Annotated in this window: 18 protein-coding genes; 10 read left to right on the top strand and 8 right to left on the bottom strand. The window is 69.8% G+C overall.

Annotated features, from left to right (window positions below; translation table 11 throughout):
* The first annotated feature begins 3 nt into the window (after positions 1-3).
* Together EBN03_RS21605 and EBN03_RS21600 are read left to right on the top strand one after the other, a co-directional pair.
* Positions 4-1,197 (top strand): alpha/beta fold hydrolase, encoded by a 1,194-nt coding sequence (locus EBN03_RS21605; RefSeq protein WP_122189951.1) that lies wholly within the window; start codon positions 4-6, stop codon positions 1,195-1,197.
* Positions 1,198-1,498: 301 nt separating this feature from the next.
* The gene (locus EBN03_RS21600) at positions 1,499-1,825 is read left to right on the top strand and encodes a hypothetical protein (RefSeq protein ID WP_122189950.1); all 327 of its coding nucleotides are present in this window, start codon (positions 1,499-1,501) and stop codon (positions 1,823-1,825) included.
* A gap of 39 nt (positions 1,826-1,864) precedes the next feature.
* Here the strand turns inward: EBN03_RS21600 and EBN03_RS21595 are convergent, their stop codons facing one another.
* Positions 1,865-2,800, bottom strand: coding sequence for an EamA family transporter (locus EBN03_RS21595; protein ID WP_122189890.1), 936 nt, complete (start codon positions 2,798-2,800; stop codon positions 1,865-1,867).
* A 110-nt stretch (positions 2,801-2,910) separates the two neighbouring features.
* Between EBN03_RS21595 and EBN03_RS21590 the strand changes: the two genes are divergently transcribed.
* Entirely contained in the window at positions 2,911-3,336 is a 426-nt protein-coding gene (locus tag EBN03_RS21590) for an SRPBCC family protein (protein WP_122189889.1), read from the top strand.
* A gap of 44 nt (positions 3,337-3,380) precedes the next feature.
* Here the strand turns inward: EBN03_RS21590 and EBN03_RS21585 are convergent, their stop codons facing one another.
* The gene (locus EBN03_RS21585) at positions 3,381-4,895 is read right to left on the bottom strand and encodes an alkaline phosphatase family protein (protein WP_158675701.1); all 1,515 of its coding nucleotides are present in this window, start codon (positions 4,893-4,895) and stop codon (positions 3,381-3,383) included.
* A 102-nt stretch (positions 4,896-4,997) separates the two neighbouring features.
* Here EBN03_RS21585 and EBN03_RS21580 point away from each other — a divergent pair, with 102 nt between their 5' ends.
* Together EBN03_RS21580 and EBN03_RS21575 are read left to right on the top strand one after the other, a co-directional pair.
* A complete protein-coding gene (locus tag EBN03_RS21580) occupies positions 4,998-5,642 on the top strand; it encodes an alpha-ketoglutarate-dependent dioxygenase AlkB (RefSeq protein WP_199742901.1) in 645 nt (214 codons plus the stop codon).
* 42 nt (positions 5,643-5,684) lie between these two features.
* On the top strand, positions 5,685-6,824 hold the full coding sequence (locus EBN03_RS21575; protein WP_122189886.1) for a serpin family protein: 1,140 nt from the start codon (positions 5,685-5,687) through the stop codon (positions 6,822-6,824).
* Positions 6,825-6,833: 9 nt separating this feature from the next.
* Here EBN03_RS21575 and EBN03_RS21570 read toward each other — a convergent pair whose 3' ends face one another.
* Positions 6,834-7,430, bottom strand: coding sequence for a TetR/AcrR family transcriptional regulator (locus EBN03_RS21570; RefSeq protein ID WP_122189885.1), 597 nt, complete (start codon positions 7,428-7,430; stop codon positions 6,834-6,836).
* Positions 7,431-7,514: 84 nt separating this feature from the next.
* On the opposite strand from EBN03_RS21570, the gene EBN03_RS21565 reads away from it, so the two are divergent.
* Positions 7,515-8,483, top strand: a complete 969-nt coding sequence (locus EBN03_RS21565; RefSeq protein WP_122189949.1) for a quinone oxidoreductase family protein — start codon at positions 7,515-7,517, stop codon at positions 8,481-8,483.
* 15 nt (positions 8,484-8,498) lie between these two features.
* Here EBN03_RS21565 and EBN03_RS21560 read toward each other — a convergent pair whose 3' ends face one another.
* Positions 8,499-8,894: a hypothetical protein gene (locus tag EBN03_RS21560; protein WP_147471660.1), complete on the bottom strand. Its 396-nt coding sequence runs from the start codon at positions 8,892-8,894 to the stop codon at positions 8,499-8,501.
* A 147-nt stretch (positions 8,895-9,041) separates the two neighbouring features.
* Between EBN03_RS21560 and EBN03_RS21555 the strand changes: the two genes are divergently transcribed.
* The 4 genes from EBN03_RS21555 (at position 9,042) to EBN03_RS21540 (ending at position 13,077) form a co-directional block, all read left to right on the top strand.
* Complete coding sequence (locus EBN03_RS21555) at positions 9,042-10,331, top strand: ABC transporter substrate-binding protein (protein ID WP_122189883.1); 1,290 nt, start codon at positions 9,042-9,044, stop codon at positions 10,329-10,331.
* Entirely contained in the window at positions 10,328-11,203 is an 876-nt protein-coding gene (locus EBN03_RS21550) for a carbohydrate ABC transporter permease (protein WP_122189882.1), read from the top strand. Before EBN03_RS21555 ends, EBN03_RS21550 begins: the two co-directional genes overlap by 4 nt.
* A gap of 3 nt (positions 11,204-11,206) precedes the next feature.
* Positions 11,207-12,043, top strand: coding sequence for a carbohydrate ABC transporter permease (locus EBN03_RS21545; RefSeq protein WP_199742900.1), 837 nt, complete (start codon positions 11,207-11,209; stop codon positions 12,041-12,043).
* Positions 12,044-12,825: 782 nt separating this feature from the next.
* Positions 12,826-13,077 carry a DUF4242 domain-containing protein gene (locus EBN03_RS21540; RefSeq protein ID WP_147471659.1) on the top strand — a complete coding sequence of 84 codons (252 nt, stop codon included), beginning with the start codon at positions 12,826-12,828 and terminating at the stop codon, positions 13,075-13,077.
* Between the two features lie 4 nt (positions 13,078-13,081).
* On the opposite strand, the gene EBN03_RS21535 is transcribed toward EBN03_RS21540, so the two are convergent.
* From EBN03_RS21535 to EBN03_RS21520, 4 genes are read right to left on the bottom strand one after another with little or no spacing between them, the layout of a single operon-like run.
* Positions 13,082-13,342, bottom strand: coding sequence for a YciI family protein (locus EBN03_RS21535; protein ID WP_233608519.1), 261 nt, complete (start codon positions 13,340-13,342; stop codon positions 13,082-13,084).
* Positions 13,339-13,851, bottom strand: a complete 513-nt coding sequence (nusB, locus tag EBN03_RS21530; RefSeq protein WP_122189881.1) for a transcription antitermination factor NusB — start codon at positions 13,849-13,851, stop codon at positions 13,339-13,341. Before nusB ends, EBN03_RS21535 begins: the two co-directional genes overlap by 4 nt.
* Before the next feature lie 10 nt (positions 13,852-13,861).
* Complete coding sequence (efp, locus tag EBN03_RS21525; protein WP_122189880.1) at positions 13,862-14,425, bottom strand: elongation factor P; 564 nt, start codon at positions 14,423-14,425, stop codon at positions 13,862-13,864.
* A 46-nt stretch (positions 14,426-14,471) separates the two neighbouring features.
* On the bottom strand, positions 14,472-15,590 hold the full coding sequence (locus tag EBN03_RS21520) for a M24 family metallopeptidase (protein WP_122189879.1): 1,119 nt from the start codon (positions 15,588-15,590) through the stop codon (positions 14,472-14,474).
* Between the last annotated feature and the right edge of the window lie 61 nt (positions 15,591-15,651).

Here is a 15,651-nt window from a genome sequence, read left to right as displayed (position 1 = left end):
GCGATGACTGATCCCGCTCGTCGAACTCGAGTTCTCGACCGTTCCGGCGTCGTGTTGCGCGGTGAGGAGGCGGGTGACGGGCCGACCGTGTTGTTGCTGCACGCCGGTGGCGAGGACCGCGCGGTGTGGCAGCCGGTGATCGATGTCCTGGTCGGTGCCGGATTGCGTTGTGTGGCCTTCGATCAGCGCGGCCACGGCGCCAGCGGCGGCTCCGCGGACACGCTGGAACCATGTGCGGCCGACGTCGCCGCGCTGGTGTGCGCCGAACCCGCCGGCTGTGTCCTGGTCGGCGCCTCACTGGGCGGGTACGCCGCGCTCGCCGCCCTGGAGGCGACGGCCGTGCGGGAGCGGGTGGCCGGGCTGATCCTGGTGGACGTCCCACTGAGCTTCGACCTCGACCGGGTGGTCGGGACCGCGAACGCCCGGGGACTGGACGACACCCGGATCGTCGCGGACATCCATACCCATATTCCCCGGCTGCAACGGATCGTCGCCGCGCTCGACCTGCCGATCACGCTCGTCCGTGGCGGCCGGCGGTCGTGGGTCGCCGACGACCGAGTGGCCGAACTGCTCCGGCTGGCACCGCACGCCGAGGTCGTCCCGATCCCGGGCGCGGGCCACCTGGTCGCCCGCGACTGCCCGGCCGCGCTCGCCGAAACCGTTGCCGCCCAGGCGACCACCTGGCCCGCACTCGCCCTGCTGCGCGAGCTGGGCGCCCACACCGTAGACCATCCCGGCGGGAACCTGCTCGACCACCTCCGCCGGGTCCACGCCGCGCTCGGCGCCCGCGGCGCCCGCCCGGCCACCTGCCTGGCCGGACTCTGCCACGCCACCTACGGCACCGACGGATTCCCGCATCCGCTGCTCCCGCTCACCGAACGCGACCGCCTCCGCGCGGCGATCGGAGCCGAAGCCGAGGCCATCGTCTACCGCTACGCCGCCTGCGACCGGGCCGCGACCTACGCCGCGCTCGGCACGCACCCGCTCCCGCTGACCGACCGATTCACCGGCGGCACAACGGTTCTCACCGACACCGAGTTCGCCGACTTCGCGCTGCTCACCATCGTGAACGAACTCGACGTCGCCGAGCACGCCGACCTCACGCCGGAGGTGCGCCAGGGCATCGGGGCGCTCGTGGACGCGTTGTCCGTGCGGGTACCGCCGGGCGCCGACGGGAACTCTCCGGCCCCGGCCTGAGCGCACAACATTCGGCCTTCCACGGCAATTCTCGCCGCCTCGGCCCGAAGAGTGTGCGCTCGGGCCGAGACCCATCGCTGTCCCGGCAAGCATCGCCCGACCCGTCCGTATCTGTCGGACCCACGGCCTATATTCCTGACCGGCACGGCGATCGGGGAGGGGCGGGACCAGCCGAACGGATTCCCAGCGATGGCGAACCTTGCGAAACGCAAGCGTTCACAATGGACGGCTCATGGGTGCGGCCGAATCGACCCCGCCGCACCGGAACTCAGTCACCGTGTACCTACGAGAGAGGATCGCCATGACCGAGTTGTTGCCGACCACCGCCGTTGTCCGGGTCGCCCGCGCCAGCTTCGACCCGAACCGGTTCGCCGAGGTCGACGCCGTGAACACCGAGGTCTCGCGGTACCTCATCCCGGCCATCAACGCGCTCCCCGGCCTGCTCTACTACTACGTCGGCGTCGCCCCGGAGGGCTCGATGGTCCACGTCAGCGTCTGGGGCACCGACGAGCACGCGACCCAGATGAACCGGCTGAAGGAGATCGTGGTCGACGCGCGCGCGGACTTCGAAGCGGTCGGGGTGACCTTCGACCCGATCGTGAACTACCCGGTCAACTGGACCATCTGAACGGCGGGGCCGGATGCGGCCGCTACCCCGACGTCCCGGCTATCGCCGGACCGGATCGCCGACCTGGGCGTCCGGCTGGATCAGTTGCACCAGCAGCACCCCGGCCAGCATGAGTATCGCGCCGAACAGCTGGTCGGGCCCCAGCGACTGCCCCAGCAACAGCCACGCGAGACCCGCGGCGACCAGCGGTTCCACGACCGCCAGCACCGCGGCGAAGGCGGCCGGCAGCTCACGCAGCGCCCGAAGTCCCGCCACATACGGCAGCACGGTTCCGGCCACCACCAACACGAGCAGCACCGACCACACCGGGATCCGCACACCGCCGACTGCCGCCGGAGCTTTCAGCGACCGGAGCGGCAACGCCAGCGGTGGCGTGAGCACCCACGTCACGGCGGCACCGACGGTCAAGCCGATCGCGGTCAGCCCGAGCGGGTCGTACCGGCTCGCGGCCCGCTCCCCCAGCAGGAAGTAGCCCGCCGAGCAGACCGCGGAACAGAGTCCGGCTGCCACACCGAGCAGGTCGAGCTCGGTCCCCTGCCGGATCCGAGCCACCAGAGTCAGTCCGGCCACCGCCGATCCCAGGCCCAGCCATACCTGGACCGGTACCCGAGTACGCCGCACCACCTGCACCCACACCGCGACCAGAAGCGGCGCCAGACCGACGAGCACCATCGCCACACCCACCGGAACCCGTTGCACCGCAACGAAGAACAGCAACTGAACGCCCGCGACACCGAGTACGCCGTAACCGAGCAAGAGCCACAGGTCGCGGCGACGGCACCGCAGTGCCCGCGGCCGGAACGCCGCTACCACCGGCAGGAGAAGTACTGCGGCCGAGGCGATCCGGACCGAGGTCACCGCCGCCGCGGACCAACCGGCCGCCATCACCGCCGCGGCGAGCGGTCCGGAGGTCGCGAACAATGCCCACGAGGTCACACACCATCCGGTCGCCCGCCCTCGGGCCCCGATCGCCATGGGTGCAGTGTGAACCACCGATCGTCGACCGGACCACAGGTTTTCCGGTGCTCGCGGGACCGGTCCACGCCGACGCGGAACGCGGCCCGGTTCGGCGCTAGAGTGCGGGAATGCCGGAAAAGATCATCCGAAATACGTTCGTAGTCGCAGCACCCGTGGAAGCCGTCTACGAGCATCTGGCCCGGCCCGAGAACTACATCGGACTGTCACCGCTGGTCGTCGCGGTCGAGAACGTCCAGGAGGGTTCGTATGTCGCGGTCGAACGGTTCCGCTTCCTCGGACTGAAGTACGACAACCGCATTCAGGTCCGCTTCCACACCGCGCCCGGCAAGGCCGTCTGGGGCGACGTCGACAGCCCCGGCCGCGTCCACATGGATTGGCGCTTCGACCTCACCGCCGACCCCGACGGCACCCATGTCGACGACGAACTCCGACTGCGAACCCCCTTCGGCCTCATGGCTTTCGCGTCCGGTCAGGCCCGCAAGGTCCAGCTGGCCCGCGCCGAAATTCTGGCCGATCGCCTCCGCACGGACTGAACGCGGCCGGACCGGACCCGCACAACTGCGACGGTCGAGCGGGGTCAGGACGGGGGCGGGACCACCGGGGGCTGATTCTGGCTCAGGGTGCCGCAGGCCAGGCGGTCCGGGGTGTCGCCGGCCGCGGCCAGAGGCGGCAGGACCGGGAACGTGGGGGTGCGGGCGGCGAGGGCGTCCAGGTCCAGGAAGTCGGTGAGATCGTTGGCGTTCGCGTCGCGGTAGGTGAGGGCGGGCAGGTTCCATTTGCGCTCGATCATGGCCAGGATCGAGGTGTGGTCGTAGAGCTTGTGGCTCACGTGATCGGGTTTCGCATACGGCGACACCACGACCGCCGGGACCCGAAAACCGTAGCGGCCGAATCCCTCATAGGTCTGCAGGCCCGGCCGCAACACGGGTGCGGCCCCGTCCGGCGGCAGTGCCGGCGGCGGCGGGACATGGTCGTAGTAGCCGCCGTGCTCGTCGTAGACCAGCACGAACAGGGTGCGATCCCACGCCGGTGAGGCGCCGATCGCCTCGACCACCCGCGCCAGCACCGCCTCACCGACGACGATGTTCTGCGGATTCTCCTGCGACTGGGCCTCGAAATCGGGGTCCAGCATGCTCACCGCGGGCAGGGTGCCGGCGGCCGCGTCGGTGAAGAACTGCTCGAACGGGCGGGCGTGCGTCAGGATCGGGAGGGCGTCGTTGATCGGGTACAGCAGCGGCGTTGTGCCCACCGGTACGTCGGTGACGTAGTCGGCCCACCCGATGCCGTACTGGTCCAGCCGCTGGAAGATGGTGGCGCACGCGGGATCCAGCAGCAGCAGGTCCTCGGTCAGATTCTTGGGCGAGGTCCCGATATCGTCGACCATCCCGAGCGAGGTCGCGGCGATCAGGTAGCGGCGATTGGGATCGGTCTGGCCCATCGAGGAGGCGAACCAGCGATCCGCGATCGGGAAGGTACGGGCGAGGCTGTAGGTGAAGGGCAGGTCGTCGCCGGTCCAGTAGCCCATGGCGACCGGGGTGGGCGTGCGGGCGGGATCGTTCGCGGTGCTGACGAAACCGTCCATCGCGCCGCCGTTGTAGGACTCCCAGCAGAGCTTCCACTCCTGGCCGGGCGAACCGTGCAGCTGGCAGGTGTTCGACATGTGGAAGGCCCGTTGCAGCTTCCCGTCCGGGAGCGGATTCGCCGCCGTCGGCTGCCCGGTGGCGTCGAGCGTGAAACCGTCGCCGCGGCCGAGCATGCCGAGGAAATTGTCGAACGAGTGGTTCTCCAGCATCAGCACGACGATGTGCTCGATCCCGGGCAGCGTGTCGGTGCCGGCCGGGCGGTCGGGGAATGGTCGAGATCCCGGTTCCCGCAACGTAGTCCGGCCCAAGGCTTGCAGTGCGGGCCCGACCGGTCCGGTCGGGCCACCGGCCGCCGACCCGGCGGATCCGGAAGACCCGGCCGACCCCGAATCCGGGCTCGCGCCGGCTCGCGGGCCGGCGCCGGACATTCCCGCGGCCGTCACACCGGCGAGACCGGCGAGCGAGAGGAAGCCGCGGCGCCCCAGCGCTCGCGGAAGAAGTGAAACCATGTGCAGTCCTGTATCGATCACCGGGGTGCGGTTTGTCGGGAGCATCCTTTCAGTGCCGGCCGGGCAATGTCAGAGATTCGCCTATCGAACATGCATTCGAATATGGCGTATGCTGCAGATGTGTCCATCCCATTGCAAGGTTCACTCTTCGACACCGGCGGTGAGATCGCGCTGGGCCCGCTGGACGGGCTGCGGCGCACCGATCTCGGGCTCGGGGCGTGGGTCGACGTGCTGCCGGGCTGGTTGAGCGGGGCCGACGAGCTGTTCGACCGGCTGGTCACGCGGGCGGCGTGGCGGGCCGATCGGCGCACGATGTACGACCGGGTCGTGGACGTCCCGCGGCTGGTGGCGTCCTACGGCGAGCGCGAACAGTTACCGGATCCGATCCTCGCCGACGCGCGGGCCGCGCTCAGCGACCGTTACGCCACCGAGCTGGGCGAGCCGTTCAGTACCGCGGGGCTGTGCTGGTACCGGGACGGCAACGACAGCGTCGCCTGGCACGGCGACACCTTCGGCCGGGGTGCCACCATCGACACCATGGTCGCGATCCTCTCGGTGGGTGCCGCGCGGCCACTGTTACTGCGGCCGCGCGGGGGCGGCGCGTCGCTGCGCTACCACCTGGGTCACGGCGACCTGCTGGTCATGGGCGGTTCGTGTCAGCGCACCTGGGAGCACGCCGTGCCCAAGACGCGCCGTCCGATCGGGCCCCGGATCAGCATCCAGTTCCGGCCGCGCGGCGTGTTCTGACGGTTCCGGCCGGCGTGCGCCGCGCGCAGTAGCCTTGGCGGGATGCAGACCGCCTTGCCGACACATGTGGCCGCGGCCAACCGGCTGACCGCGCGCTGGTGCACCGTGGCCGGATCGCGCGACTTCGTGGTGTCCGGCTGTGGGGTGTGGCCGCTGCTGGCGGTGCTGGCCGAATCAGCACGGGGCCCGGCGCGTGCGGAACTGGCGGACGCGGCGGGCGTCGCGGCCGACGACGGGATCGCGGCCGCCGCCCGGATGTGGCGGGAACTCGATACCGCGCAAGGTATTTCGGCCGCGCTCGGCGTCTGGCATCAGAGCGGCCTGCCGATCCACGACGCGTGGCGGTCCGCGCTCCCACCGGACACCGTCGGCACGCTCACCGACCAGGCCGCGCTGGACGCGTGGGCGTCCCGGCACACCGACGGGCTGATCGACTCGTTCCCGCTGCAGCTCTCCCCCGACACGCTGCTGGTACTCGCCACGGCCCTGCTGGCCCGCACCGGATGGCAGGATCCGTTCCAGGACAACGTATTCGAACCAGGCTCCGGCCCATGGCGGGGTCACCGTGGTCCCGGCCTGGCCCGCTTCACCCGCAACCTCGACGACGTATCGGTACTGGCCGCCGCGGAGCCGGTGACCCGGATGGTCGTGCGCGGCGACAACGATCTCGACGTCCACCTGCTGCTCGGTGCCGACTCCCCGGCCGATGTGCTCAGCGCCGGTTTCGGCGCCCTCGACGGCTCGATTCTCGCCGGCGGCCCACCCCGGCCCGGCACCACCGGCCCGGGTCTGCGCGTGCGCGAGGTGACGGCGACCGGGAACAGCGTCGAACTACAGCTGCCCCCGTTCGAACTGCACGATCACCACGACCTGCTGGCCCACGCCGGCCTCTTCGGCCTGCGCACCGCGACCGACCGCGGTCACGGCCACTTCCCCGCCGTTTCCCCTGAGCCACTGGCGATCTCACAGGCCGCGCAGGAGGTCCGGGCCCGGTTCCACGCGACCGGATTCGAGGCGGCGGCGGTCACCGCGATCGGCATGATGCGGGCGGCCATGGTGCTGCCCCACGCCGCGCTCAGCGTGGAGGTCACCGTGGACCGCCCCTTCGGGTTCCTCGCCGTGCACCGCCCGACCGGCACGGTGATCGTGGCGGGCTGGGTCGCCGAACCGCCGGCGGCGTGAGCCGCGCGCTCACCGGGGCAGAATCGAATCCACCACCTGCCGGTAGGCGGCGAACAGCCGCTCCCGCTGACCGGCCCGCACCATCTGCGGGAGCAGGTCGCCACCGAGTGGGGCCAGCAGCAGCGAACCGACGATCTCGGCGTCCAGATCCGGGCGCACCTCGGCCAGCAGGGCGGTGAGATGGGCGCCCCAGAAGGCGTGCATCTCGTCGCGCTGCGGGTGCGGCGGCATCGACCGGTAGGCGGTCACCAACTCCACGTTGTCGGCGATCATGTGCGCGAATGCGTCCAGGAAGGCGCGCAGCCGATCACCCGGGGGCGCGCCGGGCCCGAGCGGCGGCGGCCCGTCGGTGACCGCCTGTCGCAGGGTCCGCGCCATCTCCGAGATCATCTCGTCGAGCAGCCCGGCCCGGCTGCCGAAGCGGTGGAAGACCGTACCCTTCCCGACGCCCGCGGCGGCCGCGACGCGCTCCATCGTGACCGCGCCGGCGCCGTGTTCGGCCAGCAGCGCGGCCGTGGCGTCGAGGATGGCGCGCCGGTTCCGGGCGGCGTCGGCGCGCTCGCGCGGCCGCGACTCGCCTGCGCCACCACGGCTTTCGGGATCCATTCCTGCTCCTCCGTTGACAACTGGACCGGCGGTCCATATCGTCGAGACGACAACTGGACCAACGGTCAACTTATGGAGTTTTCGATGCAGGCAATCGTAATGACCACCGCCGGCGCCCCCGACGTGCTCCAAGCCCGCGAGGTGGACCGCCCCGCCCCCGGCCCCGGCGAGATCTCCGTGCGAACCACCGCGATTCCGGTGCTGTTCGGCGAGACACTGCTCCGCTCGGGCGCTTTCCCCACCTGGGTGCCGCTACCCGCGATCTTCGGCCTGCAGGCGATCGGCGTCGTCGAAGCCGTCGGACCCAGCACCGACACCGGACTGCTGGGCCGGCGCGTGGTCGTCTCCACCGCCGGCAGCGGCGCCTATGCCGAATTCGTCTGCGTCCCAGCGGCAGTCGCGGCCCATATCCCGGACGAACTCACCGATGAGGATGCCGCGGCGGTGTCGATGAGCGGGTCGGTCGCCACGCAGCTGATCGACACCGCCGGTCTGCGTGCCGGGGAAACGATCCTCGTCCAGGCGGGCGCCACCGGCGTCGGGGCGTACCTGATCCAGCTGGCGCGGGCCGCCGGCGCGGGCCGGATCATCGCCACCGCGGGCGGTCCCGCCAAACTCGCCCGCGCCCGCGCATTCGGCGCCGACGACGTGGTCGACCACAACGATCCCGGCTGGCCGGAGGCCGTCGGGCGAACGCTGGGCCGGTCGACCCTCGACGTCGTGTTCGACGCGTTCGGTGGTGACCCGACCCGGCAGCTGCTGGACTACACCACACCCGAACGTGGTCGTGTCCTCAGCTACGGACAGCTCTCAGGTGAACCGGCAAGCGTTGCGCCGGAAGATCTTTCGGAACACAAGATCACACTCACGCACTGCGGTGGACCGGACTGGCTGGCCCGCGTCGCGCCGCGGCGCGCGACCGCGATGACCGCCGCGGTCGCCGGCACCCTGACCCCGCTGGTCGACCGGATCCTGCCGCTCGCCGAGGCGGCCCGGGCGCATCGGCTCGTCGAGGAGCGGGCGACCACCGGCACGATCATCCTGCGACCGTGACCGCCGCCCGGCCGCTCAGTGCGGGCCGATCTGAACCTTCACGTGGCGGTGCACGGCCTCACTGACCCGCAGGCCGGAGTTGCTCGGGAAGGAACAGAGCAGGTCGACACCACCGCGCGCGAGGTCGACGAAGCCGGCGGCCGGTTCGCCCGCGCCGGGGTCGTACTCCTGGATCACCTTGGCGACGATCAGCCGCTTCTGGTCGGCGTTCTGCGTCAGGTACTCCCGGCACGTGACGTCGCTACTGTGTGCCGGTGCGGTGGAGACCGGCGCGGGTGGCGGCGACGCGTTCGGCTTACCGTCGCCCGGATCACAGGCACTGATCCCCGCCAGGGCCACCACCAGTGCGGCCACCCGGTATACCGATCGCCATGGTTGTGCCGCCATCACCACTCCGAACTGCGTGAACACGAACGACCCGAGCCTACGCGCATCCCGGACCAGCGAATCCGACTCCGCCGAATCCGGTGTCGAAGCCGGAATTTCCGACACCGCTGATAGCCTGCGTGTATCAATTGACCGCTCGGGCACACGTCGCCTACCGCGCAGAGGACCGGAATGCTGGATCGGCGTGCACTGCTGTGCGGCGCGGCCGGGTTCGCCGGCACGGTCGCGCTCGGCGGGTGCGGCGACGACCCGCACGCGCTGACCGTCTTCTTCCAGGCGGCACCCGAGGAGGCGCGGGTCCGGCGGCGGATCATCGACGAGTTCCGGCGGGCCCGTCCCGATATCCCGGTCCGGGTGCAGCTCTCGGGTCCCGATCCGCAGCAGCAGATCCTCACCTATTGCGCCGGCGGCCGCTGCCCGGACGTGCTCATGACCTGGGAATCGTATGCGCGCTTCGCCGAACTCGGTGTGCTGCACGATCTGGGACCGCTGGTGCGACAGGACCCCGGCAGCGCCGCCGACCTCGCCGCCCCGCTGACCGAGACCTTCCGGTTCCGCGGTGGGCTGTACGCGCTCCCCGAACAATGGGCCGGGGTCTTCCTCTACTACAACACCGACCTGTTCGCCGCCGCCGGGCGGCCGGCACCGCCCGCACGCTGGAGCGACACCTGGACCTTCGCCGAATTCCTCGACACCGCACAGGCACTCACCGTGCGGGACCGCGACGGGCGGACCTCCCAGTGGGGATTCGCCGACGCCTGGCCGGTGCCGCGCTATTCGGCCGCCATCTTCGGGATGAACAACGGCGGTGACTGGTTCACGCCGCCGATCGGGCCGACCCGCACCGGGATCGGCGAACCACGATTCGCGCAGGGGTTCCAGTTCTACGCCGACCTCGCGGTGCGGCACCGGGTCGCCCCCAGCGTCGCCGACGCCGAATCACAGTCCGCCATCGACCTTTTCGGCTCGGGCCAGGCGGCCATGGTACTGACCGGGCACTGGATGTACAGCACGTTCACCGCGGTGCCCGGTTTGAACTTCGATGTGACCGTGCTGCCGGTCGGCCCGCACGGCAGTACGGCGAAATCCGATATCGGCACCACCGGGCTCGGTATCGCCGCGTCGAGCCCGCGCAAGGAACAGGCCTGGGAATTCGTGAAATTCGCGACCGGGCCGATCGGGCAGACGCTCGCGGCCGGCTCCGGATTGTTCGTCCCGGCCGCCACCACCGCCGTCCACTCCCCCGAATTCGCTGCGGCACACCGGCACATCCGCAATCTCGAGGTACTCACCGGCGGCCCCGCCAACTCTGCCCACATCCCGGTCTCCCCCGCCTGGGCCCGCGTCGACGCCGCCTTCCGGCGGGCCAGCGACCGGGTCCTGCGCGGCGCGGCCGACGCCGACTGGTTCGCCGACGGTCCGGCCCAGGAGATCGACGGTCTGCTCCGGGATTCCGCGTGATCGGCGCGCGCCGCCGGGCCCGCGCCGGATGGTGGTTCGTCGCACCGAATCTGCTGGCCGTCCTGGTGTTCCTGGCCTTCCCGCTGGCCTTCTCGATCTATCTCAGCTGCCATGCGTGGGACCTGTTCCACGCCCCGCGCTTCGTCGGCGCGGCCCAGTTCCGGCGGCTGTTCGCCGACCCGATGTTCGGTGTCGCACTGCGCAATACGGTGATCTACACCGTGGTCACGGTGGTCGGAACCACGGTGATCGGGCTCGCGGTCGCCGCGGTGCTGCAGGCGAAGGTGGCCGGAATCGGGCTTTTCCGCGGTGCGGTCTTCCTGCCGCTGGTCGCCTCCACCGCCGCCATGACCGTGGTGTGGCGCACCATGTTCGACACCGACACCGGTGTGCTGAACCGGTTGCTCGGCTGGATCGGGATCGATCCGGTGCCCTGGCTGGGTGATCCGGTGTGGGCGTTCACCGCGCTGTGCCTGGTCGGTGTCTGGCGCGGTGTGCCGTTCGCGGCGGTCGTGCTGCTCGCCGCGCTACAGGCGGTGCCCCCGGTGCTGCACGAGGCCGCGCGCATCGACGGGGCCGGGCGGTGGCGGCGGTTCCGCTGCGTCAGCCTGCCGCTGATCCGGCCGGCGCTGGGATTCGTGGTGACCATCTCGATCATCAACTCGTTCCAGGCATTCGATCAGGCGTACGTGCTCACCGGCGGCAGCGGCGGACCCGAATCGGGCACCTACCTGCTGGGCATCATGATGTTCCAGAACGCCTTCGTCTTCGACGATCCCGGTTACGCGGCCGCGCTGACCTGGGTGATCGTCGCGGTCCTGCTGCTGGTCACCGCGCTGCGGCTGCGCGCCGCTCGTTCCGGGGCCGTCTGACCGGTGTCCACCGCCGACCGCCGCGTCCTGCGCCGCACGTGCGGCGGGCTGCTGATCTACGCGGCGCTCGTGGCTGTCGCGTGGTGCGCGCTGGCCCCGGTCCTGTTCGCGGTCGCCGGGTCGCTGCAACACACCGGCGCCACCGGCGCGAATCCGGTTCCGGGACAACCACGATGGTCGAACTATCGCCTGGTGTTCGAATATCTGCCGTTCGGCCGGATGCTGCTGAACACCGTGCTGTACGCGGGCTGTGTCACCGTCGGGCAGGTGTTCTTCTGCTCGACGGCAGGCTATGCGTTCGCCCGCCTGCCCTTCCGCGGCCGAGACCTGATCTTCCTGGGTTACCTGGGCACCCTGATGATTCCGGCGACCGCGACCGTACTGCCGCAGTTCATCCTCATGCGGGCCCTCGGGTGGGTCGACACCCCGCTGGCCATGGTCGTGCCCGGACTGTTCGGCAGCGCGTTCGGCACCTACCTCATGCGGCAGTTCTATCTGAACCTGCCCGTCGAACTGGAGGAGGCCGCCACCCTCGACGGCTGCTCGGTATGGCAGACCTATCGAAAGGTGGTGGCGCCCAATGCCCGGCCCGCCATGCTGGTGCTGGCGGTACTGACCTGGGTGACGGTGTGGAACGACTTCCTGTGGCCGCTGGTGATGATCCAGCGCGACAGCATCTCGACGGTCACCCTCGGGCTGGTGTGGATGCAGGGTCAGTACGCCACCCAGCGACCGGTGTTACTGGCGGCGTCGGTGGTGATGCTGGCACCGATGGTGGGCATCTACGCACTGGCGCACCGGGCTTTCGTGCGCGGTGTGATCACCACCGGACTGCGCTGACAACATTCGTGGTGTACGGCCGGTCGACGTCGGCGGTGGCCGACCGGTCTTTATTCGGGATAGCCGAAAATTATTCGGTCCCGGCCCCACAACCGGCCGGGACCACGAAAAACAGATCGTCGGCCCGCACCGGCACGCACGCACCGTGGGCCACACCCCGAGTGCCGGGCGGCCGACGACTTCCCCTTTCCGCTACCGGATCACAGACACCAGACCAGGGCTGCCGATCCGGGCATCGGGATCGAGAAGCAGATACCGATCGACCCGTCGGTCGGCGTAGTCGCCGGTGGGGCTGCGGACGCGGACGGCGCCACGAGCGCCACGAGCGGGACTGCCACCGCAGTGATGACGGACCAACGTGCAATTCGTGTAAGCATCTCTTCAACTCCTGTCACGCGAACGAGCACACCGATAACGGGTGCCGGAGAAAATGCAACATCGTGACACTAGCATTTGCCTGAGTGGCAAAAAAATAATTGGTGCGATTGTTTTTATCTTTACACCTGACGATGAGACACAAACAACACCGGAATTTGTGGCCGACGAAAGCACTGCCGATTTTTCGGCCGGTCAGGTAATGGATCTCGGCCGCGCCACCGGATCCGCAATATTTACCGAAAAACGGCCCGAGACGGCTTTTCGGTAAATATTGGGACTCGCGCGCATAACCACGCCGATCCACGACCGGTTACCGCCCCGCCGACGATAACCGGCCGTTGCACGCGCGCAGCGGTCGGGACCACACTGAAACGTGCCCCCACCGTCAGGAAGGGAAGTGCGCGATGCCGCTGTACATGGATATCCACAACATGCCGGGTCCGATCGACCCCGAAGAGGTCGCCCGGGCACACCAGGCGGATCTCGCCGCCCAGGGCATCCACGGCGTGGACTACCAGCACTACTGGGTGGACCCGGCCGGCGGCCGGATCTTCTGCCTGGTCTCAGCCCCGGACCCGGAGACCGCGGCCCAGGTCCATCGGGAAGCCCACGGCCTGGTTGCCGACTCGATCTACGAAGTGGTCGAAGGCGCCTGACCGGTCAGGTCGTGACGTTCCACTCGTAGACCGTCAGCGCCGACGCGCCGGAGGTGTGGATCGGATCGGTGTGCACCAGAGCCGTTGCCGCATCCAGACTTTCGGCGCGGATCACGTACGCGCCGCCCGAGCCGTCGGTGAAACCGCCGGTGCGGTCGAGCTCGCCGCGCTCCCGGAGCGCGGCGAGCCAGTCGCGGTGCGGTTCGATGACGGCGTCGTCCCACCGGGACGTCCGCATCGCCAGCACCAGATAGGTGTTCGTCACCGGGCCGAGTCACCCCGGTCGGTGCTACGAGTGGCCGCCGCGGCCGCCCGCACCTGCGGTGCCACATCGACCACCCGCCCGAGCACGCCGTTCACGAAGGCCGGCGAATCGTCGGTGGACAGGGCCTTGGCCAGCTCCACCGCCTCGTCGACCGCCACCACCGGCGGCACATCGGTGGCGTGGAACAGCTCCCACACCGCCACCCGCAGAATGGCGCGGTCCACGGCCGGCAGCCGCCCCAGCGTCCAATCCTGCAGGTAGGACTCGATGGTGCCGTCCACCCGGTCCAGGTCGTCGGCCACGCCTTCGACCAGGGTGCGGGTGTAGGGGTTGATCGGTGCGACCGCGTCGTCACCGGCGGCCAGCGCGACACGATCGGCGATCAGATCCGCCGGGTCGACGTCGCGGGCCTCGGCCTCGAACAACAGGTCCACGGCCCGGCGCCGAGCCTTGTGGCGCGCGCCGAGCTTCTTGTGCGGGGCCTTCTTGTCCCCGGCCGAGTCGGACACAGTCACTCGATCAGGAGTTCACGCGGCCGAGGTAGCTGCCGTCGCGCGAGTCGATCTTCAGCTTGTCGCCGATGTTGATGAACAACGGGACCTGGACCTCGGCGCCGGTCTCCAGGGTGGCCGGCTTGGTGCCGGCGCTGGAGCGGTCGCCCTGCAGGCCCGGCTCGGTCTGCGCGACCACGATCTCGACGGTGACCGGGAGCTCGACGTAGAGCACCTCGCCCTCGTGCATCGCGACCTGGACCTGCATGTTCTCCAGCAGGAAGCCGGCGCCCTTGCCCAGCTTCACCTCGTCGATACCCATCTGGTCGTAGGTGTCGCCGTCCATGAAGATGTAGTCCGAGCCGTCGTGGTACAGGTAGGTCATGTCGCGGCGGTCGACGGTGGCGACCTCGACCTTCACGCCCGCGTTCCAGGTCTTGTCGACGACCTTGCCCGAGACGACGTTCTTCAGCTTCGTGCGCACGAACGCCGGACCCTTACCGGGCTTGACGTGCTGGAACTCGATAATCTGCTGCAGCTGATTGTCGATCTTCAGCACGAGGCCGTTCTTGAAGTCGCTGGTGTCCGCCACTGTCCTCGGATCTCCTTGTAATAGTCAACACTTGTGGGCGCCGGCGTCATCCGACGACAGCCAGGTCCTTGCTCGTGAGCGTGAGCAGTTCGGGACCCCCCTCACGAACGACGAGGGTGTCCTCGATCCGAACACCGCCACGGCCGGGGAAGTACACACCTGGCTCGACGGTGACCGCCACGCCATCGAGCAGTGTACCCGTGGCGGTTTTGGCCACTCCCGGAGCTTCGTGGATCTGCAACCCGACGCCGTGTCCGAGGCCGTGCACGAACAGATCCCCACGTCCGGCCGCATCGATCACACCACGCGCGGCCGCGTCGACGGCCGCGCAGGCCGCACCCGGGCGCAGCGCCTCGCGACCGGCGCGCTGGGCGGCGGCGACCAGGTCGTACACCTCGCGCTGCCAGCCGGCGGGCTCGCCCAGGACCACGGTCCGGGTCATGTCGGAGTGGTAGCCGCCGACCACCGCACCGAAGTCGAACTTCACGAAATCTCCGGCCGCCAGTACCGCGTCGGTCGGACGGTGGTGCGGCACAGCGGAATTCGGGCCCGCCGCCACGATGGTCTCGAAGGCGACCGCGTCGGCGCCGTGCTCGAACATGAGCCATTCCAGCTCGCGGGCGATCTGCCGCTCGGTGCGGCCGGGGCGGACCGAGCCGCGCTCCAGCAGCTGCGCGAGCGCGGCGTCGGCGGCCGCGCAGGCGGCACGCAACCGGCCGATCTCGTAGTCGTCCTTCACCATTCGCAGCTGTTCGACCAGCCCCGAGACGGGCGCGAGTTCCAGTCCGGTGGCCTGACCTTCGAACCCCTGGTGCTGGGCCACGGTGACGACGTGACTCTCGAAGCCGAGCCGGCCCATCTTCCACTCCCCCGCCAGTTCCACCAGCCGCGGCGCGCTGGCGCGGGCGATCTCGGCCCGCAGGTCGGGGACCTGCAACTGCACCTGGGTGATGTAGCGGCCGTCGGTGCACAGCAGGGTGCGGTCCTCGGCGCCGTCCCAGGCGTCGACCACGAGCGCCGCGTTCGATCCGGTGAAACCGGTGAGGTAGCGGATATTGACCAGGTCGGTCACCAACAGCGCGTCGACTCCGGCTTCGACCAGCAGGGCCCGCAGAGCGGCCCGGCGGGAGGCATGGTCGGGTCGCGGCGCGGCGTGTGCAGGCATGTGACCAACGCTACGCGACCAGCCATGGAACAGACGGTGTTCACAACGCGGGATTTCATCC

Origin of the sequence: Nocardia stercoris, assembly GCF_003696265.1 — a bacterium.
Classification (GTDB): Bacteria; Actinomycetota; Actinomycetes; order Mycobacteriales; family Mycobacteriaceae; genus Nocardia; species Nocardia stercoris.
The sequence above is the reverse complement of the archived record's forward strand: the minus strand, read 5'-3'. Positions and strand labels throughout refer to the sequence as shown.